Source organism: Bacteriovorax sp. HI3 (assembly GCF_059738875.1).
Genome location: NZ_AP026946.1, coordinates 202074 through 223932, shown reverse-complemented (window position 1 = coordinate 223932; position 21859 = coordinate 202074). Strand labels below are relative to the sequence as shown.

23 protein-coding genes are annotated in these 21859 nt (G+C 41.3%); 4 read left to right on the top strand and 19 right to left on the bottom strand.

Translation table 11 applies throughout. From position 1 onward, the window contains the following. Window positions 1–19: 19 nt before the first annotated feature. The gene (gene glmS, locus AC6JA8_RS01040; RefSeq protein ID WP_497975376.1) at window positions 20–1846 is read right to left on the bottom strand and encodes a glutamine--fructose-6-phosphate transaminase (isomerizing); all 1827 of its coding nucleotides are present in this window, start codon (window positions 1844–1846) and stop codon (window positions 20–22) included. 96 nt (window positions 1847–1942) lie between these two features. Next, on the bottom strand, window positions 1943–3343 hold the full coding sequence (gene glmU, locus AC6JA8_RS01035) for a bifunctional UDP-N-acetylglucosamine diphosphorylase/glucosamine-1-phosphate N-acetyltransferase GlmU (RefSeq protein WP_497975375.1): 1401 nt from the start codon (window positions 3341–3343) through the stop codon (window positions 1943–1945). A gap of 197 nt (window positions 3344–3540) precedes the next feature. On the opposite strand from glmU, the gene lon reads away from it, so the two are divergent. The 3 genes from lon to AC6JA8_RS01020 all read left to right on the top strand — a co-directional run bounded on the left by lon (window position 3541) and on the right by AC6JA8_RS01020 (window position 6832). Further along, window positions 3541–5955, top strand: a complete 2415-nt coding sequence (gene lon, locus AC6JA8_RS01030) for an endopeptidase La (RefSeq protein WP_497975374.1) — start codon at window positions 3541–3543, stop codon at window positions 5953–5955. Window positions 5956–6076: 121 nt separating this feature from the next. Next, on the top strand, window positions 6077–6484 hold the full coding sequence (locus tag AC6JA8_RS01025) for a response regulator (protein WP_497975373.1): 408 nt from the start codon (window positions 6077–6079) through the stop codon (window positions 6482–6484). A 9-nt stretch (window positions 6485–6493) separates the two neighbouring features. Then, window positions 6494–6832 carry a hypothetical protein gene (locus AC6JA8_RS01020; protein WP_102242005.1) on the top strand — a complete coding sequence of 113 codons (339 nt, stop codon included), beginning with the start codon at window positions 6494–6496 and terminating at the stop codon, window positions 6830–6832. 59 nt (window positions 6833–6891) lie between these two features. On the opposite strand, the gene AC6JA8_RS01015 is transcribed toward AC6JA8_RS01020, so the two are convergent. From AC6JA8_RS01015 to AC6JA8_RS00950, 14 genes are all read right to left on the bottom strand, one after another. Beyond that, window positions 6892–7077 carry a hypothetical protein gene (locus tag AC6JA8_RS01015; RefSeq protein WP_102242004.1) on the bottom strand — a complete coding sequence of 62 codons (186 nt, stop codon included), beginning with the start codon at window positions 7075–7077 and terminating at the stop codon, window positions 6892–6894. A 244-nt stretch (window positions 7078–7321) separates the two neighbouring features. After that, window positions 7322–7504, bottom strand: coding sequence for a hypothetical protein (locus tag AC6JA8_RS01010; RefSeq protein WP_102242003.1), 183 nt, complete (start codon window positions 7502–7504; stop codon window positions 7322–7324). Window positions 7505–7868: 364 nt separating this feature from the next. After that, window positions 7869–8159, bottom strand: coding sequence for a hypothetical protein (locus AC6JA8_RS01005; protein ID WP_102242002.1), 291 nt, complete (start codon window positions 8157–8159; stop codon window positions 7869–7871). Window positions 8160–8197: 38 nt separating this feature from the next. Next, window positions 8198–9826, bottom strand: a complete 1629-nt coding sequence (locus AC6JA8_RS01000; protein WP_497975372.1) for a DUF6531 domain-containing protein — start codon at window positions 9824–9826, stop codon at window positions 8198–8200. 62 nt (window positions 9827–9888) lie between these two features. After that, a complete protein-coding gene (locus AC6JA8_RS00995) occupies window positions 9889–10779 on the bottom strand; it encodes a type II secretion system F family protein (RefSeq protein WP_497975371.1) in 891 nt (296 codons plus the stop codon). 7 nt (window positions 10780–10786) lie between these two features. Beyond that, the gene (locus tag AC6JA8_RS00990; RefSeq protein WP_497975370.1) at window positions 10787–13033 is read right to left on the bottom strand and encodes an ATPase, T2SS/T4P/T4SS family; all 2247 of its coding nucleotides are present in this window, start codon (window positions 13031–13033) and stop codon (window positions 10787–10789) included. Next, window positions 13033–14526, bottom strand: a complete 1494-nt coding sequence (locus tag AC6JA8_RS00985) for a secretin GspD/PilQ domain-containing protein (protein WP_497975369.1) — start codon at window positions 14524–14526, stop codon at window positions 13033–13035. Before AC6JA8_RS00985 ends, AC6JA8_RS00990 begins: the two co-directional genes overlap by 1 nt. Beyond that, entirely contained in the window at window positions 14516–15340 is an 825-nt protein-coding gene (cpaB, locus tag AC6JA8_RS00980) for a Flp pilus assembly protein CpaB (RefSeq protein ID WP_497975368.1), read from the bottom strand. Before cpaB ends, AC6JA8_RS00985 begins: the two co-directional genes overlap by 11 nt. Before the next feature lie 93 nt (window positions 15341–15433). Beyond that, complete coding sequence (locus tag AC6JA8_RS00975) at window positions 15434–15961, bottom strand: hypothetical protein (RefSeq protein ID WP_497975367.1); 528 nt, start codon at window positions 15959–15961, stop codon at window positions 15434–15436. Between the two features lies 1 nt (window position 15962). Continuing rightward, window positions 15963–16499 carry a hypothetical protein gene (locus AC6JA8_RS00970; protein WP_497975366.1) on the bottom strand — a complete coding sequence of 179 codons (537 nt, stop codon included), beginning with the start codon at window positions 16497–16499 and terminating at the stop codon, window positions 15963–15965. Beyond that, complete coding sequence (locus AC6JA8_RS00965; RefSeq protein WP_497975365.1) at window positions 16486–16821, bottom strand: Flp family type IVb pilin; 336 nt, start codon at window positions 16819–16821, stop codon at window positions 16486–16488. The genes AC6JA8_RS00970 and AC6JA8_RS00965 overlap by 14 nt, the downstream gene beginning before the upstream one ends. Then, window positions 16791–17300, bottom strand: a complete 510-nt coding sequence (locus tag AC6JA8_RS00960; RefSeq protein ID WP_497975364.1) for an A24 family peptidase — start codon at window positions 17298–17300, stop codon at window positions 16791–16793. The genes AC6JA8_RS00965 and AC6JA8_RS00960 overlap by 31 nt, the downstream gene beginning before the upstream one ends. 2 nt (window positions 17301–17302) lie before the next feature. Then, window positions 17303–17524 carry a hypothetical protein gene (locus AC6JA8_RS00955; RefSeq protein WP_497975363.1) on the bottom strand — a complete coding sequence of 74 codons (222 nt, stop codon included), beginning with the start codon at window positions 17522–17524 and terminating at the stop codon, window positions 17303–17305. A gap of 114 nt (window positions 17525–17638) precedes the next feature. After that, window positions 17639–17830: a Flp family type IVb pilin gene (locus AC6JA8_RS00950; protein ID WP_497975362.1), complete on the bottom strand. Its 192-nt coding sequence runs from the start codon at window positions 17828–17830 to the stop codon at window positions 17639–17641. A gap of 446 nt (window positions 17831–18276) precedes the next feature. Between AC6JA8_RS00950 and AC6JA8_RS00945 the strand changes: the two genes are divergently transcribed. Next, window positions 18277–18813 (top strand): hypothetical protein, encoded by a 537-nt coding sequence (locus AC6JA8_RS00945; RefSeq protein WP_102241990.1) that lies wholly within the window; start codon window positions 18277–18279, stop codon window positions 18811–18813. Between the two features lie 11 nt (window positions 18814–18824). Here the strand turns inward: AC6JA8_RS00945 and AC6JA8_RS00940 are convergent, their stop codons facing one another. The 3 genes from AC6JA8_RS00940 to AC6JA8_RS00930 form a co-directional block, all read right to left on the bottom strand. Continuing rightward, a complete protein-coding gene (locus AC6JA8_RS00940; protein ID WP_497975361.1) occupies window positions 18825–19820 on the bottom strand; it encodes an SDR family oxidoreductase in 996 nt (331 codons plus the stop codon). A gap of 74 nt (window positions 19821–19894) precedes the next feature. Then, on the bottom strand, window positions 19895–20731 hold the full coding sequence (locus AC6JA8_RS00935; protein WP_497975360.1) for a flagellin N-terminal helical domain-containing protein: 837 nt from the start codon (window positions 20729–20731) through the stop codon (window positions 19895–19897). A gap of 203 nt (window positions 20732–20934) precedes the next feature. Further along, window positions 20935–21783 (bottom strand): flagellin N-terminal helical domain-containing protein, encoded by an 849-nt coding sequence (locus AC6JA8_RS00930; RefSeq protein WP_102241987.1) that lies wholly within the window; start codon window positions 21781–21783, stop codon window positions 20935–20937. Window positions 21784–21859 lie beyond the last annotated feature (76 nt).

Genomic DNA, 21859 nt, shown 5'->3' with positions numbered 1-21859 from the left:
AGTATCATAGGAAAATCGCTTATTCTACGGTTACTGACTTCGCTAAGTTTCTTGGCTTATCAATATCAGTCCCTTTGAATTTCGCCATGTAGTAAGCAAGAAGTTGATTCACCACGTTTACGTAAAGTGGTGATAATTCTTCCAGACCGTCGAAATCAAGAGGTATATAAAAATCGCTTAGTCCCATTAGCTCTTCGTTGCCACGAGGTCCAATTCCTACGATGATTCCTTTTCTCGCCTTAATTTCGTGAACATTCGATACTGTTTTTTCGAATAATTCAGGTCCAACAAGAGCGATGTTTACCATTTCTTCATCGATAAGCGCGATTGGTCCGTGTTTTAACTCTCCAGCTGCGTATCCTTCAGCGTGAACGTAAGCAATTTCTTTTAGCTTCAACGCACCTTCAAGAGCGATTGGGAAGTAAGCTCCGCGACCTGTGTAGAAGAATCCTTTTTTGTTATAGATTGATTCTGCTACTGCTTTAATTTCATCTGACTTTAAAAGAAGTTTATCAATTCTTTCTGCAAGAAGAGCAAACTTACCAGTAAGTTTTACTTTTTTCCCTTCGTCTTTTAAGTCCCCGGCCATTGCCGCCGACATTAATCGCCCTGTAAGAGCTTGCTGAGTGAAAGCTTTTGTTGAAGCTACACCAATTTCAACTCCTGCGCGGATAAGAAGGTTGTCATCACAATCTCTATAAAGAGTTGAACCATCAACGTTAACAATCGACATTGTTTTTACGCCGGCCTTTTTACAGATTGATTGAGCGGCAAGAGTATCTGCCGTTTCTCCAGATTGAGAAACGAAGATCCCTACGTCACCTTTTTTAAGAATTGGGTTTTTGTAACGGAATTCACTCGCTAGTTCCACAGTTGAAGGAATTCTGTTGATTCCTTCAAGGAAGTCGCGAACAACAAGGCCAGCGTAAGCTGCTGTACCACAGGCCGAAAGATAAATTCTCTCAGGATTGTATGCTGCTACTTTTTCTAGTGATTCTTTTCCTTCTCCAGCAAAGTAATACTGAGTCAGGTTTCTGATAAGACCTGGTTGCTCATGGATTTCTTTAAGCATGAAGTGTTCGTATTCACCTTTTTCAGAAACTTCAACAGACATGTCCTGTTTCTTAGAAAGGTATCTTGTCGTTTTCGTCAGGTCTAATTCATAGAAGTTTGCGATGTTTTTGTTTTCGCCTGAAAGGTGAACAAGAACTTCATCTTCCGGGAAGTATAAAGAGTGAACCATTCCAGCAAGAGCGTATGGATCTGAAGACACTAGTGCTTCAGATGTCACTTCGTTTACACCGCAAACAAGAGGAGCCCCTCTTTTTACAGCGAAGATCTCACCAGTTTTTGGGTAAAGAACGACGAAAGCAGAGTTACCAACAACTTTTTTAAAAGATGTGGCAATCGCTTCTTTAATCGGCATGTCTTGTTTTAAGTGATAAGTCACAAGCTCAAGAAACGACTCAGAGTCTGTTTCTGATTTAAACTTCACTCCGTGTGCTGCTAATTCTTTTTTAATTTCGTTCGCGTTTTCAACAATCCCGTTGTGGATGATTGAAAGGACTTCGTTATTGTGTGGATGAGCGTTTACATCCGTTACACCACCGTGAGTGGCCCAACGAGTGTGACCGATACACGCGCGAGCGATGGTATCTTTTCCAACCAGCTCAGCTTTTAAGTTATCAAGCTTTCCGGCCTTTTTATAAAACTGCATTTTATTGTTTTGATCAATGAAGCTTACACCAGCTGAATCGTATCCACGATATTCAAGGCGCTTTAATCCTTCGATAACGATCTCAACAGATTTTTGAGAAGGTCCAAAATAACCGACAATTCCACACATAGGTATACCTCTTAAGAGTGATTTTTAAGCTGGATAAGAATAGCACTAATTCATTGAATTGTGTTTAAGGTTTTTACAGTATTACCTTTTTACACACTACTTCTTTTCTTTGACTTTAATGAATCTTTTGGCCATGCCCTCTTTAGTCGTCTGCTGGCCGCGCGAAATCGCAAAAGACCCATCCGGCATATTCTTGGTGACAGTCGTCGCTGAAGCTACGAAGCATTCATCTCCAATCTCAACCGGAGCAACCGTCTGTGAATCTGATCCAATGAAGCAGTTTTTCCCGATTCTTGTTATATGTTTGTTGGCCCCATCATAGTTACAAGTAATGAAACCACATCCAATATTGGTCTCTTCCCCGATGAAGGCATCCCCGACGTAACTCAGGTGGGAAACCTTAACGCCGCGATCAAGTACTGCTTTTTTAATCTCTACGAAATTTCCGATTTTTGCTTCCGGCCCGATATCTGAGCCTGGTCTTAAGCGGGCAAACGGTCCGGCGTGTGCTTTCGTATGTAGCTTGGCATCCTCAAGGAGTGTGTAGGCCAGAACCTTGGCGTTGTCCGCCACTTCAGAGTTCCTGATTTGTGCCCCCATTTCAATCACTACGTTTTTCCCGATTTTGGTTTTACCGGTAATATATGTATTCGGGTACACCACTGTCCCAGCCCCGATTTCCACTTCGTCATCAATATAAGTGTGGTTTGAATCAATAAAGCGCACACCTCCTTCACGAAGATCAGCGATTTTTTGTTTTCTTAAGACAGTCTCAACAAACTCCAGTTGCTCCAGGTTATTTACACCTAAGAAGATATGCCCCTGAGGAAAACAAAGTGCCTTGACGTTAAAGCCGTCTTTAAAAACGTCTGTCAGGTAGAACTCACCTGACTTATTATTCGAATCTACATTTTTTAGGTGCTCAAGAACATAGGATGTCTTTAGAAGATAGAGTCCAGAGTTCACTTCTGTGATTTTTCTTTGCTCATCCGTTGCATCTTTTTCTTCTACAATATGAAAGCCTTTTGTCCCTCTGATGATACGCCCGTATCCCTTGGGATTTGACTCGGTAAAAGTAGCAGCTACGCCATCGCATCCCTCTTGCTTTAAAAGCTCTAACATTTGGGTTAATTCTTTTTCAGAAACCACTGGAGTGTCAGCGCAAATGACCAGCGTGTAATCAAATTGGTGTGTATTAGAAGAGGAATTAAAATACGCACGAAGAGCATCGGCCGTACCTAATTGTCTTTCTTGAACTGCGAATTTTACTTCTGGGTAACGAGATGAAATATAGCTTTGAACTAGCTCTTTCTGGTGACCAATCACAGCTGTCTGAGTACCAGTTAAATTATTCCGACTAAAAAACTTTTGTAATTCGCGAATGGGAAAATCCACGAGTTTTTTATCTAAACATGGCGCTAGTGGCTTTGGTGCATCTAATTTCAAACGCTTTCCTTCACCCGCTGCAAGAATAACTGCCCCTACGGTCATTTTCATTCGTATCTCCCTATGTAACCACTCAAGTATTTCGTCTATTTTTCATTTAATACAATGATAATCGCTCTCAAGTATAACCAAAAAAAATGAATAAATATTCACAAAATCTTAAAATATTTTAAAGAGTTTATTCCATATCCCGATTTGGATAACTGAATGCAAATGATTTTGCAGATAGGCCAATTTGGAGGATATGTATGGTAACTAATTATGAGGGTGACAACATCGAACTAAAAGATCATCTCCCTCTCCTGCCGATTAGAGACATCGTAGTATACCCATTTATGATACTACCGTTTTTCGTTGGAAGAGAATCTTCAATTCAGGCCGTTGACCACGCGCTGACAAAGACTGACCGATTAATTCTTCTTTCAAGTCAAAAAGACATGAAAGCGGAAGCACCTGCTCCGGATGAAATTTACGAAGTAGGAACAATCGCGATGATCATGAGAATGAGAAAGCTTCCTGACGGAAGAATCAAAATTCTAGTTCAAGGTCTTTCTAAGGCCCGCATTACAGCATTCACTCAAGAAGCTCCTTACTTCATGTGTAAATTAATGAAGGTTGAGGATGTAAAACTTGAAGAGAACAATGTTGCTGCCAACGCTCTAATGAGAAATATCCGCGAGCAACTTGAAAAAGTTATCAATATGGGGAAAGTGCTTTCTCCAGATATCCTGATGATCCTTGAAGACATCAAAGACCCAGGAAGACTTGCAGACCTTGTGGCTTCAAACCTGAATCTTCATGTGGCAGAAGCACAAACTATCCTTGAGATCCTTGATCCAATGGAAAGACTGCACAGAATCAACGATATCTTGGCGCGCGAGCTGGAAATCCTGGCAATGCAAAACAAGATCAAGTCGACAGCAAAAGAAGAAATCACAAAGAACCAAAAAGAATACTTCCTTAGAGAGCAAATCAAAGCTATCAAGTCTGAGCTTGGTGACGAAGCTCAAAAGGAAGGAGATGATGAGTTTGCTGAAATCAGAAACAAGATCGCCAAAGCGAAAATGCCTGAAGAAGCAGAAAAAGAATCGCTTAAGCAGATTGCTCGTCTGGAAAAAATGCACCCAGATTCATCAGAAGCTTCTATCCTTAGAAGCTACCTGGAGTGGATGTGCGATCTTCCATGGTCTAAGACTAGTGAAGAAAAGATTGACCTGGATGCTGCTCTAGAGATCTTAAACGAAGACCACTTCGATCTATTTAAAGTAAAAGAAAGAATTTTAGAATACCTTGCTGTTAGACAGCTAAAGGGACCAGGAATGAAAGGACCTATCCTTTGTTTCTCTGGACCTCCAGGTGTAGGTAAAACATCTCTTGGTAAATCTATCGCTAAAGCATGTGGACGCGAATTCGTTCGCATCTCTCTTGGTGGTGTAAAAGATGAAGCTGAGATCCGCGGGCACAGAAGAACGTACGTGGGAGCAATGCCAGGACGTTTCATTCAGGCCATGAAACAAGCAAAAACAAACAACCCGGTTATCCTTCTCGATGAGATCGATAAACTAGGTGGCGATTTCAAAGGTGACCCATCAGCGGCACTTCTTGAAGTTCTTGATCCGGAACAAAACATGAACTTCCGCGATCACTACCTGAACGTAGCTTTTGACCTTTCAAATGTTATGTTCATTGCCACGTCTAACTTCTTAGAGCAGATCCCTGCTCCATTAAGAGACCGTATGGAAATCATCAATCTTTCTGGATATACACAGGAAGAAAAAGTGGCGATCTCGAAAAAATACATCATTCCTAAACAAATGGATGAAAACGGAATCACTGACGAGCACATCAACTTTACAGATGAAGGTGTCGCAAGTGTTATCAAGGGTTATACGTCAGAAGCTGGTCTTCGTAACCTTGAAAGAAAAATCGGAGCGATCTGTAGAAAAGTAGCAATGAAAATTGCTAAGGGTGAAGCTGAGCAAACTCACATCATGAGCGAGACAGTTTTCAAACTTCTAGGGCCTCCTGTCTTTACAAAAGACGATGAAAAAGAAACAGATGAAATCGGAGTGTCAACAGGTCTTGCCTGGACAGCTCACGGTGGTGAAGTTCTTTACATCGAGACAACTAAGATGAAAGGAAGAGGTTTAACTCTTACGGGTCAGCTTGGTGACGTCATGAAAGAATCTGCTCAAGCTGCTATCGGATATATCAGAAGCCAGGCCTTTGAACTTGGAATTGAAGACGATATTTTCGAAAAGAATGAACTGCATATCCACCTTCCGGCAGGAGCGACTCCGAAGGATGGTCCAAGTGCAGGGATCACGCTGGCAACAGCGATCGTTTCTCTACTGACGGGTACACCGGTAAGTAAAGACGTGGCGATGACTGGTGAGATTACCCTAACAGGTAAAGTTCTTCCAATCGGTGGTCTAAAAGAAAAGGCCCTGGCCGCAATGAGAATGAACGTTAAGACGATCATCATTCCATGGAAAAACAAAAAAGACCTGGAAGACATCCCGGCCGAATACAGAGAAAAACTAAACTTCGTACCAGTGAAGTCATTTGATGAAGTTCTGGACGTTGCTCTGGTGGGATGGAAAGAAAAGAAAAAGAAGAAAGTGTATTCAAGAAAAGAAACTCTGCCGCCTGCAGCAGCCTAGTTTCCGACAAATTTAGTATGACTAAAAAGAGAAACCAACAGTATTGTTGGTTTTTCTTTTTTTAGATCACCCTTTTGCGATATCATAAACATAGAAGAAACATTTAATTTTGGATCATTCTATGAAACCACCTCGCAATCATGACAAGCTCAAAATCCTTATTGTGGACGACTCCGACTTCAATCGCAAGAATATGGTCGAGATTCTGACTTACGAAGGATTCAACGTTATCGGACAGGCAGGATCTGCGGAAGAGGCCATCCAGATTGCCCACTCTGCCAAACCGAACCTGATTTTTATCGATATCGTTATGCCAGAGATCTCTGGTCTTGAACTAACAAAACATCTTCAGGAAAAAAGCTCGGGAGAAAAATTCATTATCATGATGTCTTCTCTTAATATTGAAAGCATCGTTATTGAATCAATCTCAAACGGTGCCAGCGATTTCCTACAAAAGCCATTTGAAAGAGACGACCTGATTAAGGCCGTTGAAAAAGTTGAACGCCTGGTTGAAAAAGATAATAGATAAGGGACTATCATGTTTATCATTCGTTTTATTTTTTATTTCACTCTAAGTTTTGCCATTATGTGCATTCCGATTGGCGGAGGAAGACAAGTTTTCGACAAACTCTACAGCATGGTGACTCCTTATGCCCGAGATGCTGCCAAGGTCACAAAACAGAAGTTTTCATCTACCAAGAGATATTCAAAAAAACTTTACTCTAACTCTGAACCTTCTCTGGAAGAAGACCAGGTAAAATCTAAAATGGCCGCGGTCAAAAAGAAAAAGTCGATCATCAAAGAAAATGGACCTGCTGATGATACGTACAGTGATGAAGAACAAGAAAGATTAAGACGCGCTCTGAGCGACGAATAAGAAAAAGAAAGGCCCACTATTCAGTGGGCCCCTCTTTATATCAATAATGTCTTTTGTAATTATTTTGAAATTGTCTTGATTGCTTCTTTTTTCGCTTCTTCAGTAGAAGTGTCCACTACAACTTTTGCATCTCTCTTATTAGATTGGTTAGAGTAGATACATTCACCTTTTTTGTCTTCACCAACTTCACCTGACATTGCTCTTAAAGAAAAGAAAAGTAGAGATGAGATAATTAGTGCTTTCATATAATTCCCCTTTTTGGTTTTTAAGCTTTCTTGCTTTGGTAGTTGCACTAACAATGCCAACTTTGTGCTCTTGATCTTTTGATGAGTTAGAAGAAATTGCTCAGCTATTTACGTCCAAACTTTAGACAGGCATGGAAAATATTTACACAGTTTTTTGTTATTTCAGGGCATTAAAAAACCCCGCATTCGCGGGGTTCTTAAAAAGGAGTGTGAGAAAAATGTATGCAGAAATGAGTATTAAAATCTATTTTGAAACGGCCTTTGATTCTGGCTTCTTGTCTTCTGAAGAAGTGGCCACTACTTCTTTTGCATCTCTCTTATTTGATTGGTTAGAGTAGATACATTCACCTTTTTTATCTTCTCCAACTTCAGCTGAAAAAGCGTTAAGTGAAACTATAGTAAGAGATAGGATGATTAGTGCTTTCATAAAATTCCCCTGGTTTTGTTTGTATTTTAAGTTGCAGGCTCCATGCCAAGTTTTGGCATCTGCAATATTAAAAACTTAGGGATTTCCCTCTGAAAAAGTGTTTAAACTTTAAACAGCACTGTGTGAAAGATATACATATATTGATTTAAGACGCTATTTTGACCTTTATAGAAGTGTTGCCTCTTCATCAGCATAGTTTTAGGCAATAGTGCATACAAGCCCTATAAAAGGCCCAAGGAAGCGTCAGAAGTGATCAATTGTGGAAAGTGCCCATGAGACAGGCAGAGGTTATGAAAACCGCCTGTTAACCAGGCGGTCCATTTTTAATTATCTAAGTGTATGTCGAAGAGAGGAAAAACAGCGACTATTTTGTTGTACCAGTCGTTCCTGTAGTACCGTCTTTTCCTGAAGCAGCATCAGTTTTAGAAACATTTAGACTTGAGTTGTTGTTTTCAAGACAGTTTGTTGCTACTGAAGTTTCCTGAAGCATACATTTTACTTTGTTGCTTTCATTGAAAACAAACTTCTGTCCTTCTTTTGAAATTCCGTCGCACTCTTGTTTTGTCTTACACTCTGCCGGTGATGATGATGAACATGCACCAAAAGCTGTTCCTGTAAGTACTGTAGACATCGCGATCACTAATAAAAATTTCATACACTCTCTCCCTTCGATTGGCCTTCAGGCCTGGTCCATTACATATTTAAGTTAACACCTGCAGGTTTAACAATGCTTAGAAGTGACTGGAATGCTTGTGTCACTTGAAGAGCCATTTTTGCGCCCGCTTTTGATTCAACTTTCTTGATTTCACCGTAGTTATCGTATGCTACGTTGATGATTCCCACGTTCTCCATTTCAATCTCAACAGGTTTCCCAAGTGAGTTGTATTTGAAAGAAAGTGTTCTTCTCGTCTTAGCATCGTCCTTTTCCTGGTCGATCATTTTTGTGATCTTTCCAGAGCGATCGTAAATCAGAAGAACTGATTTGCCTGCACTGTTAACAGCTTTTGCCAGGTTTCCGATCTTGTCGTACTGGAAGTTTGTCCAGCCGTCATTGTTTACAACTCTTGTGATCTTGTTGATCTTGTCGTCATAAGCAAGTTCAACATACTCTCCACGAGTTGATGTTTTCTTTGTAAGAAGTCCTTTCGCATTGTATTCGAAAGTTGTTACGTCTTTTCCACGAGTGATTTTAAGTGGAAGAGAACAACACTCAGAGTAGATCGTCTCAGTTTTGATTCCATCTACATCAGTCGCAATTCTGTATGTGTATTGCTGACCATCTGGTTTTGTCTTAATTTCATACTCGTAACGGCTTGAAGACTCTGGTCCTTCTACTGGTTTTTTTGTTACTGTCGTCCAGTAGTGGAAATCCGGATTCTTCGGGTTGTTTTCGTACTTGTACTTAGTAGACTCCCCGTTTCTTTCGATAACTTCAGTTGCAAACGAGTTCTTGTCGTACTTCACTTGCATCTTCGTTGTATCAATATACGTGATACCTGTTAAGTTATGGTTGCTGTCATAATCATACTTATAAGTGTTACCTGCTACGTCTGTACTTGTAGAAAGGTTACCTTTTGTATCGTAAGCGTAAGTCGCTTTTTTATCTCCAGTGAAAGCTGCAGATTTAATTTTCCCATCCGGGTACCACTCGAAAAGGATTTGTTTTGCTTGCGTATCTTTAATCGCAAACAGCTGCTCTCCCTTGTATTCGAATGAAATACTATATCCGTTTTTATCCGAGATTTTTGTCAACTTACCTGCGTTGTCGAAGTAATCAACTTTTCCGTCAGATCCTGTTCTCTTGTATCCCGTCTTCTCCTTCACCATTGTCTGGATTCCACGGTCATTCGAGTAAAGCATTGTTCCGTCGGCCAGGACAGTTTCAATGTTGTATTTCTTCGAGTAGAACTGGCGAAGCTCAGAGTCGCTGTTCAAACGCTTCATCAGCGACTGAACCATAACGTCACTTACCGGCTCTTTTTTCTTCATAGCTTCGATAATTTTCTTAGAAGCAATCTCTACATTGATCGCTTCTTTCGGAACGAAACGAGTCTGTGCTCCCGATCCGTTTTCCATAACTACGACTGATCCGTCTGCAGAAACCATTAGCTTTGTTTCATAGAGAGATCCCCATCCGAAACCAAACCAGCCATTGTCTGTTGACTTAGAGTTATATGTTCTCGTCACCTCTAGGTCATGGTCTCCACCAGGAGCGATGATATCAGTGTAGGTGATATAAAAGTTTCCGTTTTTTAAGTTAACACCACCAAACGCCATCATCGGCATTAGAGAGAGTGCTATCAGCGATTTTTTTAAACTCATAATTCACAGTCCTTTGTTAGAAAAAAATACAGTTAATTATTCGGTATAATTGAACATTTTCTTTAGATCTTAATTTTTACAATTTTCATTATAACGTAAATACCTGCTATATCGAAGATTAAGGCCACAAATAAAAATACTAGACCCAGTGGAGTCGTAAATAACGGAGTCATTGACTTGGGATCTTGTAGGAAATAGACGAATCCCAGAAGGTACGGCATTGCCCCGATGGTCATTCCCTGGAACATCCCCTGTGCAGTGTAAGTGTCAACTTTTTGTTGCAGTCTTACCCTTTCGCGGATTACATCAACAATCGTATCAAAAACCTCCGAAAGATTACCCCCGGTTTCCCTTAGAATATTCACGGCAGACACGAACATATCGTTATCTTCCAAGGGCACGCGTTTAGCGAGGTTTTCAAAACACTCTTCTAACGGCATCCCGATTCTATTTTGTTGAAGAAGCACATTGAACTCTTGAGAAATCGGGGCGGGCATTTCTTCAACGATCATCCCGATCGCCTGTGGAACCGAAAGACCGGCACGAATCCCATTGGAAAGAAGTTGAAGGGCATCCACCATTTGCAGTGAATAGGCCTTAATTCTTTTTTCCACCATGTAATCAATAATCCATCTCGGGGCCTTAAAACCAATAAAGGCCATGATCCCACCGAGAATAGCTCCCAAAATCCAGCTGGCAAAAAAGCCAATGAATAAAAAGATAAAACAACCAACTCCCACCGAAGAGGCCAAAAGCAGGTACGTCAATCTGTCTTGGGGGATTTCAATAAAAAGGAATTCCAGTTTCTCTGTAATATACGTGCGCGTCCCATAGGTCTGGCGCTCGATCCAGTCGAAGATATTGATTGAGTACTTGTAACTTAGAGCGAAGACCATCATCCCCACCACAAAGATGAGTCCGTTTCGGCCAACCATATCTAAGAAAAAACTCATGCCCTACCTATTTCTTTACCGGTGGTTTTGCCGCTCCAGCTGGTGCAGCTCCTCCACTCGTTGGAGGTTTCGGCGCACCTCCAGCTGCCGGTGCCGCCGCAGGAGCCGCTGCTGCTGGCGCTGCTTGAGGTGGACGGTTGCTGAAGATCCCTCTTGGTACGTTGTAACCTTTTCTCTCCAGGACCTCGATAAACTTAGGAATGAATCCTGTGGCCTGGAACTCTCCGAGAATTTTTCCGTTCTTATCAATTTCTTTTTGAATGAATAAGAAAATATCCTGAAGGATAACAGTATCTCCCTGCATCCCCGCGATCTCGGTGATATACATAACTCGTCTCGATCCATCATCAAGACGTGACTGTTGAATAATCATGTGAACTGCATTGGCGATCATTTCTTTAATTGCACGAGGAGAAATAGATGTACCAGCGTATTGAACAAGTGTTTCCAGACGTCCAATACACTCACGTGGATTGTTCGAGTGGACAGTTGTCATTGAACCGTCGTGACCTGTACCCATCGCTTGCAACATATCCAGAGTTTCACCACCACGACACTCACCAACGACAATTCTATCTGGACGCATACGCAGAGTCTGTTTTACCAGACAGCGAATATCAATCGCCCCATCTCCTTCCAGTGAAGGTGGACGTGTTTCAAGTCGAACAATATGCTCTTGAGGGAAGTTCAATTCCGCCGAGTCCTCACATGTAATGATACGTTCATTTGATTGAATGAACCCACCAAGAACGTTGATCAATGTCGTTTTCCCGGAACCAGTACCACCAGAAACGATGATGTTTCTATGGGCCTCTACTGCAATACGAAGAAAGTCTGCCATGTTCTCTGTCATTGACCCAAACTTAACCAGGTCTTTGTATGTCAAACGTTTCTCTGGGAACTTACGAATCGTAATAGAGCATCCATCGATGGCCGAAGGAGGAATGATGGCGTGAACACGCGATCCATCCTTTAAACGGGCATCAACGTAAGGTGTTTTTTCATCAATACGACGGCCAATAGGTGCAACAATTCTTTCGATAACGTTTAGTACCTGGCGGTCGTTAGTGAAAGTGATCTCAGAGAGCTTAATCTTTCCGCCCTGCTCGTAATAAATTTTATAAGGTCCAACAACCATGACCTCAGAAATACTCTTATCGCGAAGAAGATCTTCCAGTGGCCCAAGCCCTAGAGCTTCATCGAGAATTTCTTTTACGATCTGGTTCATATCTTCGCGGGTATTTAAAATACCCTTCGTGTCTTCTTTTCCTAAGAGTTCAACAACAACTTTTTTTGTCTGCTCTTTTAAAATGATCTGAGCTTTTGGATCATTGTCGTCTGCTTTCTTTAAATCCATCTCTTCAACAAGAGCACGGTGAATGCGCGACTTTAAATCTGTCCAAGGGCTCTTCCCACCTTTAGTGGCCCCACCACCTTCAGCTCCGGCCTCACCACCCGCTGGGGCAGCTTTTTTCTGACCGACATCAGAAGGCTTGTTTAATTTTTCAAGTGCTCTAAGAATACTTTTTTCATTGAGACGTCTAACAGTATCGACGACACCTTTAGCGAAGTTACTGTTTCTCGCGACTAACATAACCGGCTTTTTCTGGTTAAGAGCGAGTGTACAGTTTTGGTCATCGCGAGGGATAATGCTAAAGGCAGGCTTTCCTAATGTCTTGGCAATTACATCGTTAGTAACCGGGTGACCTTGCTGGGCCTGGTTAATTACAAACTGGATCATGTCTTTAGGAAACATCATCGTCACCAGGTCAGAGTACAATCTCTTTGTCTGGTTAAGTGCAAGAATGTCCGGTGTCACCACCACAAATATGAGTGTTGAGAACTCCAGCGCTTTAATCGCAAGCGGAGTCAGTTCATTTCCAGCATCGATGATAGTAATAGGATAAATGTTTGTTACGGCCTTAAGAGTTCTACCTAAAGCTTCAACTTCAATTCCCTCTGCGGCCGTCGGGTCGTTAGGCATCCCGATGTAAAAAACGTTTTGATTCATATTAACGAACTGCTGGATCGAATTCGGGTCAATCGCCCCTTTGAAATCCGCCAGTTCTTTTAAATTCTTTTTCCCCTTCATCCCGGTGATGAAGTCCTGGTCTCCGCTTGCCTTTTGATCGAAATCTAAAAGAAGCGTTTTAACTTTTCCTTCAATCGCGTAAGCAAAGGCTAAGTTCGCCGCAACCTGCGACTTACCAAGTCCTCCTTTACCCCCGATGATTGAAATTATGTGTCCGGCCACTATCTGCTCCTTTTCCTGAACTTTCTTTCTACTTCCTGTGCTCCTGTAGAAGCTGACTCAATAATTTCTGGAGTCACGAAAATGACGAACTGAGAGCGGTTAGTAGAATATTTTTTAGACTTTAAGAATGAAAACAGTGCTGAACCATTTTCAATCGTTTCCTGCACAGGCGGGTCTCTGTCATAATCTGTTGTAAATTTATTTTGTACAACACCCCCGACTACGGCCGATTCCTGTGACTTCACAATGATTTGCGTATTAACAGTGTTATCCAATTCTGTCGGAACAGAATCCCCTGTTGTCGCCTTGACCGAAATAACCATTTTCAAGTTGATTTTCTCTTCTTGAAGCATGTTCGGTGTAATTCTCAATTCGAATCCTGAGACTGCAGTCCCACTCTTTAAGTTGTCGCCAGTCCCAATCGCATAAGGAATTTTTGATGTTTTATTAATCGCACCTTCGACATTGTCTTTAACAATGATAACCCCTGACTGAACAACGCGCGCGTGCCCCGCACTCTTGGCCGAGTTTAGTTTTGGGAAAAGATTTGAAATCGTTGCGGCCAGTGTTCCCTGTGATGAAGTTGCAACTCCACCGCTTCCAGTTTTCCCAACTTGAATTGACCCTCCACCATTACCGATCGTCGGCGTCCAACTAAAACCAAACGTCTTGTCATAGGCCTTTGTTAATTCCACGAACTGTGCCGTAATCTTAAAAAGTTTTGCCAGTGGCTCTGGTTTTGGTTTCGTATTGATCGTTAAGAGGTTTTCAAACGGAGGTTTTTTAGTCGTCTGAACTGCATCTGTTCTTCTTGCCAGGTTTTGAATCTGATCCGGAAGATACGCGCGGGCAATTTGCTCGGCCTTGTTACTTTCTTCCTGCGAATTAACCACTCCTTCAATCCAGAAAGTTCCGTTGACTACGCGAACAGTAACGTCGCGAAGTGTACTCTTTTGCATCTCATCCTGCATTTTTTTAGCAATAACGAGTTGAGTTTGTGGAGAAAGTTCAACTAAACGAAGAACATCAGGATATTTTTCGAGGATAACAACAACTTTACCAATATCACTTGGAACTACAATCTGACCGCCGACAAAAACGGCGTCTCCTTTAATACCAATTTCCAGACCTTCAACATCACCCAAAAGTTCTTTTAACTGAACAACAACTTTAGACTGATCAGATGCCGTTACTTTTAAAAGATAACGGGCCTTGATATCTCCGGCCAGATCGCGAACTGTAAGGGTCGTATCCCCTGCCTTAATCCCGGTTAAAAGAATCTGCTTTTTTTGCGGAACGAGCTGGTATGAAACTAAATTTTCGTTGGCGATTTTAATAACTGAATTTGGAACGAAATCAAGCGTGATGATTTTTTCTAAACCAACAATAACTTCGACTTCTTTCAAAGACTCATTAGGGTCCCCATCCTGAGAAAATACAGGAAGTGCGATTAGTATCCATGAAAAAAGAATAATAAAAAATTTATTGAGCATTTTTAGACTCTTTTAAATATTTCTCAGAGAAGAAACCTTTAGCTTCAGAAGCATCTTCTCCAAGTACATCGTAAATTTGTGTTGCTCTTAATCTCACCGGCTCTTTATCCGCATTGTTTCTCAGAGACAGCGATAATGTACCGCTACCATAGGCCTGCATGAATGCAAGTTTCTGAACATCGTACGGATCAAGTTCAAGCGTGATCGTATTGTAAGTCGTGTATGTATTTAAGTTCATCGTACGGATAACTTTCGGAGTCTCCACCCCGTACATTGGAATTGAGTTGGTCATACTCATCCCCGTAGAAAGAACAAGAACGTCCTGAAGGAATGTTCTCGTTTTTTGTAAATCTTTTCTCGCCCCTTGAGAAATATCAATCGCTGCCAGGACATCTACGCGGTCTCCTGGTTTAATCAATCTTCCTACGGCATCTTTCTCAGTGATGTTAATTGCAACGGCACGTTTACCAACTGAAACCTGGCGTGAAAGACCCGTTTTAATTCCGGGATAAGTTACACGTGGTTTTGTGATCTGTTCCCCTTTGATAATAGGAACAGTCGCGATTGTGTTTTCTAATTCTTTAATTGTTTTGAAATGTCCTGGTGCCAGGAAGTTTGCTGGAACAGTTTTAACTTCAACTTTTGAGTCATCGATCAAATCGAGTTCTTGAATATCATTTTTTGCAACAACAACAGAACTTTGAATACCGTATTCTTTAATCATCTCGCTTTTTTGATCTTCGAGATATGTCCAAACCATCATCATCGCAAAAGCTGCGATTGCAATGGCCAAAGTGAGGGCACGTGTATTCATATCTTTTCCCAACCTGTTTAAATAACTAGCTTTTTAAATAGTAACAAAATTTAGGAAAAAATTTGCGGAAGGGAAGAATTTGACTAGTAGAGCCTAGTTGGAAAGGATGCAGTTTCCGGGGTTATTTTGTTGGGCCGGATTGATATCGTAGTAATTACCAGCTCCCCCATCGGAGATCTTGGTGTAAACCGGGCCACATATTCCATAAAACGTAAACACTCGGACATAGCGGCTGATAGGTTGTCCGTCATTGTCTTCGTCTCGTTCTTTAGAATCACACTCTTCGCTCGAATCATTTTTTAGGAGTGAAGAAAATTTAAAACATGGAGCAAATGAGCGCTGCCCTCCAGAGGCCGATTTCTCTCTCCATCCCAGGGCCGAAAACCCGACTACAGAAATAGCTTTTTCTGAAAATTCATCCAAGTCAGTTGTGGTATTGATATAAGAATTTCCCCTCAGTAGTCCATAAAAGTACCCGCGCACTGCTTTTTGCTGGTTGATTGAACCATTAATCGCATTTCCAGTCGTCGAATAAATCGTGTAGAGAAAAATAAGGAACGGCAAAAAGATGATGAGTTCAAAGATTGCCTGACCTTTCTGGTTTTTTAAAACATTCTTCATATCATCCCCCATTATCTTCCAGGGTGACATGAACGTCACAACGGCTCAGCCCCAGTGATTTGATCGCTGCGCAGACTTGTTGTTTTGATTCAGACCTGCTTGGCTCTCTTCCTAAAAAAGCTTCCGACCTGAAATTAACATTGGATTTTCCACCGACAAAACCAATTGAAAATCTTTGGGCGTATTCAATGTAAAGCCCAACAAAAGCACGATACTTGGTGATTGTCGGGTTTGGACTGTTTTCTTTTAAATCACCGCCGGTAACTCCCTTTATCAGTCCATCAGGAAGATAGGAGTTAAACACTCTCTCCGCTGTTGTTTTGGCCAGGCGGTCGCCTTCGTCAATATCATCGCGGTCAGCATCTGTGACCAGATAACTGCGAGCTGCAAGAAAAGTAGCATGATGAACCATGTACCCATCAGTATAATTCAGGGCCATTTTTAAAAAGACGAAAATAAATCCCACGGCCGCTGTAAACGTCATAAGAAATTCTATCGTCGACTGCCCAGAATTCTGACGGAACTTATTTTTTACCATAAGGCTCCGCCCCACCAAAAAAACGTGAAGTGTTTTCTTTGGTATTAAAATAAGTGTCGTGTTTATTAGACTGGTAATTAAAGCTCATCGCTGCATCGTAATCTGCATCTGCATTGAGCTCTCTTCCGTAGCGGTATGAGTACTCCATGCTTTTTCTGATAGCAACGAAAAGACCGGTTTCTCCGCCGACAAATTCTTTGAATTTTTTATTATTAAGCACAGTGATCGTAAGTGCACTAACGACGACCAGTAACAGGATGTACTCGACAACGGATTGCCCTTTCTCGTCTTTTAGAAAGAAAGAATTTTGTAATTTTGCCATCCGAACCACATCCAAGCGATAAAGATTACTGGTGCATAAGTAAACTTCTTACCAAAGATCCTCTTGATCCCGGCGATATCTCTCATTTTAAAATGAACTATGATTATATCAAGGTGTTTAAGCACATTAAATAAAAGTAGTGAGCTTCCTACTAAAACCGTTGCATATAGCAGATAAGTAAAAGTCGTTTCCTGGAACTGCACTGGCACTAAAAGATACAGCGAAGAAAGATACTTTGAATCTCCTCCCCCCATAATGTTCATGATGAAGAGCATGAAACCCACCAGTAAAAAAATCAGCGGGAAAATAAATGTATGAATAGACCAGACGTAAATGTGAGGGAAGATGAGGGTCAGGAGGCAGAAAAATAAAAAATTAATCAGCATCCACATATTGGAAATTTTCTTGGATTTAAAATCGATGTAAGCAACAAAGAGCAGCTGGATGGAAATAAAAATATAGACCACAATTGGCAGCATGCTTACTCTTCCTGATTAACATAGCCTTTAAAGAAGCAAAGCTCCTTACAGACCCCCACTGTCAGTTGCTCCGTTAATTCATAGCCAATGGCCCCTACAGAGGCAAACATGGTCTTACTCAGCCCTTTTACCATGCTGATAGAAATAAACGTCATAAAGCAAAATATGAGCAGATATTCGATGAGGGCCTGACCAGAGGCCCTCATGCGGATTTTAGATTTCATAATTTAAGGATCAAAGATTGAGGAGAAAGAGACAACAGCAGGCATATGTTGCCGACTGCTACACGGTAGTAGAAAAGTAAGGCAAAAGAGAATCAAAACGGCGAAAGTCTTCGACTAGTTACCTACGTCGATACCGTCAACCATACTTGATGCTTTACCAAATACTTTAGTCGTTAGACCATCAAGGGCATCTCCCCCGGTCTTCTTGAATTTAAAGATGATCATCGCAACAACAGCTACGAGTAGGATGTACTCTGTAGATGTTTGTCCGCTCTCATCCTTCAAATATGCAATTAACTTCTTCATACTAGTGTCTCCTGCACTTACGAAATTCACGCAAGATACTCCTCGGTTTCTTCACACGGGATCTTTAGCTCTTTGCTCTATTATTTTACCATTAGAGTCGGATTTCTTTACCGAATCCCCGACATTTCGGCTTTTTTTTAGTTAACCTATTAAAAACACTTACATGGAAAAAACTTTCCTAGAGGGTCAATTGCCAAAGGTGTATACTGAAAGTGGGTCTAGGAGTTGGCATTTAAGCTGGTTCCTCTATAAAGATTTATTCGGGAGCGGTCCCTGGTCACGGTGAGCAAGCTCATATTAATCCCTCGGGATTTTTCAGTGAGAAGCCTAAAGAGACTACTAACTGCAGCCACCTATTCAAAAATGGGCGGAACCTGATAAGTAAGTCCACCACTAGGCCCCTTTAAATTCTTGACAGCTAGCCCCTATACACCGATCATTTTTCTATGATCGAAAATAATCAAACATACCAGCCACTTAACTACTCTTGGATTGAAAACTTAGCCATGGATGAAATCAACATGGATGAGTCAGGTATTGTTAACATCAACGGGCATCTAAACCCTGCTCTGTTACTTGAAGAATCTTCAATTGCACTGATGAATGATATTCGCGATCGCTTCGAAGCTTACATGACAAAATTTAATGAGTATCGTGGACGCAGCAATTCAAGTGCGGCCATCAAGCTTTTTAAAATTTCAAATACTGTTAATGACTTCATGCTGTTTAGAAATTCACTTCGCTTAATTTTCGCTAGAAAAGCTAACGATTGTATCTCTATTGGATTTTTAGCAAACGGCAAAGACATCTACGGTGCACGCCTTTCTTTCAACGACCAATTCGGCTCAACAACGATTCATGAAATCAGAGCGCACATGGGACCTTTTAACAAGATCACATGGCGATTTAACAATGAAGTTGTCGACCTGGATGCGATGGTTCGCCACTACTTAACAGAGTTCATTGTTAACTCTGCTCGCTAGCTAGAACGGCATTAAATAAACGATAGACCTTCGCCCTTGTTCACGACACCTTTAGCGGGTGTGCGATTTCCATTTAAGCGCTTAAGTGTAAACTCCAGCGACTCGCGGATTGTCGGCATTTTGATTTTTAAAAGACCCTCAATGTTCAAAACATCAAGTTTGTAGTGAAGGTGCTCATCCACTCTCTCAACAGATGTGCTTTTTAAGATTGGCAGATGCCACTTACCTTTGTTGATTAAGCTTTCTGATTCGTGAAATATTTCACAATAGGTTTTAGCAAACTCATAATAAGTCATGTTGTCTTGAGAGGCGAAGTGGATCAACCTATTGGCCACATTCTTATCAATACACATTTTTAAAACCATTCCCAGGTAATAAACATCAACAAAACCCTGGTGAACAAAGTCATCGTAAATCGCCGATTGATTGGCCTTCAGGTTTCTTTGTAGTTTTTCAAACCAAGACTCGCGAAGCGGGCTGACTCCTCTTCCATAAACTTTAGAGCAACGGACAATGAGATAGTTCAGTGATGACTTTTGCAGATAGAATTCTGAAGATGCCTGAGACTTCCCGTATTGAGTTATAACATCGGCGTTGTCCATTTCATTGTAGTTTTTATTGGCCCCGGAAAATACAAACTGCGAAGAAAGATAAATGACTCTTGCTCCATAACGGGGAGCGATTTCGGCAACGTTAAAAAGCCCTGCCGAATTGAGTGCATCTGAGGCATTTGGCATATCAGCGCATTCTTTAAGCCCTGTTAAGCCTACACAGTAAATAACAATATCCGGCTTAAAAGCATAAAGAACTAATTGCACTTCATCTTTATTTAAAACATCACAAGGAAGAGCAAGGACACCTGGAATTGGCTGGCCTTTGCGGTGATAAGTTCCTACGACTCTATAATCTTTGCGGAAAAATTCACATAAGTTTGATCCAACAAAAGAAGTGATTCCCATAATGAGAACTGTTTTTCTTTTATCCATGGAGCTGTTTAAATCAAACATGACTTTTTTCCTCTTTAATTTAGTATAAACGAAAATAAGGAAAGTTGCTCCATTCGGAGCAACTTTCCTAAGAATTATCCATTGAGTAGTTTTAAAGCGGTGTTTGGAGCTTGGTTCGCTTGCGATAGCACCGAAATACCTGCTGACAGAAGAATGTTATTCTTTGTCATATCGGCAGTTTCAGAAGCTACATCAACATCTCTAATTCTTGAGTTGGCAGCTGATAAGTTCTCATCGCTGATCTCAAGGTTGTTTTGAGTTGACTGCAACCTGTTCTGAAGGGCACCAAAGTTTGCACGAGTCCCGTTGATTTGCACCAACGCATCGTCAAGCTTCTTAAGCACACTTTGTGCTCCTTCTTTCGTCGACACCCCATCAATCTCCAAACCAAGTGATTTGAGGGTTGCGTCCGCTCCAGATCCATCGTAGTGAAGTCTATCGAGGACTGGATCATTTTTAGTACCAACTTGGAATTCGAGTTTTCCGCCTGAACCATCGAGAAGTTTGATTCCGTTGAATTCTGTAGACTTTGCAATTCTGTCGATCTCTTCTTTGAGATTTTGGAATTCAATGTCTGAGAAACCTCTCTCTGTAGGTCCCACTGTATCAGAAGCGGCTTGGACTGAAAGTTCTCTAAGTCTGATAATGATGTTAGAAATCTCATTCATCCCACCTTCTGCCACTTGTAACAGTGAAACAGCGTCGCCAGCGTTACGCTTAGCTTGTCTCATTCCTCGTATCTGTGCTTTTAAGTTTTCACTAATTGCTAAACCTGCTGCATCGTCACCTGAGCGAGTAATACGCTCCCCTGAAGATAACTTTCTAAGGTTATCGTTTAGGTTTCTTGTATTGATCCCTAGAGATCTTTGTGCTGATAACGAAGGCACGTTCGTATTAATTCTTAATCCCATTGTTATTCTCCTGTCACGCAAACCCTCCTGGTAATACTCCGAACATCTTGTTCAGAAAATTTGTTATTATTTGTTTTTAAATTTTAAAGTACACACGTATCCATTAACTAAACTTAGCAACTACTCAAAAGTTTAATTCTCATCCTTAAAACTGTTGTGCATTCAACTCACACTTGCAGGCGTGGAAGATGCCTCAGCGTTTATTAACGCTGAGATGCAGCCTGGATCAAGCTCAATGCATTGTTTGTACTTGAGTTCGCTTGCGCTAAAACCGATGTACCAGCAGTCATTAAGATGTTCTGTTTTGTTAATTCTGCAGTTTCTGCAGCGATGTCTGTGTCTCTTACACGAGAGTTTGCAGCAGCCAGGTTTTCAACACTTGTTTGAATGTTGTTTACTGTCGACTGAAGTCTGTTTTGAAGAGCACCGAAGTCCGCTCTAATCCCTGATACTGAAATGATCGCTTGATCAATTGACGTCAGAGAGTTTTGAGCTGAAATTTTGTCAGATACTGAAGCAAGGTTTAGACCTAGAGCTGCTACGTTAACGTCAGCTGATGAAGCATCAAACGTTAAACGGTCAGAGATAGGATCGTTTCTTGTTCCGATTTGAATATCAAACACAGCACCAGTACCGTTAAGAAGTGGTACGCGGTTAAATTCTGTCGAGTTTGCGATACGGTCAACTTCCGAAGTTAACTGTTCAAATTCCACGTTAAGGAACTTTCTTTCAGTTGCTCCGATAGTATCAGAAGCAGCTTGTACTCCTAGTTCTCTAAGTCTGATTAGGATGTTTGAAACTTCCCCTAATGCACCTTCCGCAATTTGAACTAGAGAGATACCGTCTTCAGCGTTTCTTTCCGCTTGTCCTAGACCTTTAATTTGTGCTTTTAAGTTTTCTGAGATTGCGAGACCGGCAGCATCGTCACCAGCTCTGTTGATTCTTTGCCCTGAAGAAAGTTTCTCCAAAGACTTGTTCATAGAAATTCTAGTTGAACCTAGATTCCTTTGTGCGTTTAACGACGCAACGTTCGTGTTAATTCGAAGTCCCATACATCCTCCTTGATTTCTGGTGTGAGAAACATCATGTCTCTCGGTGGGAATCATCCCACGGCTTCATGTTTAACTA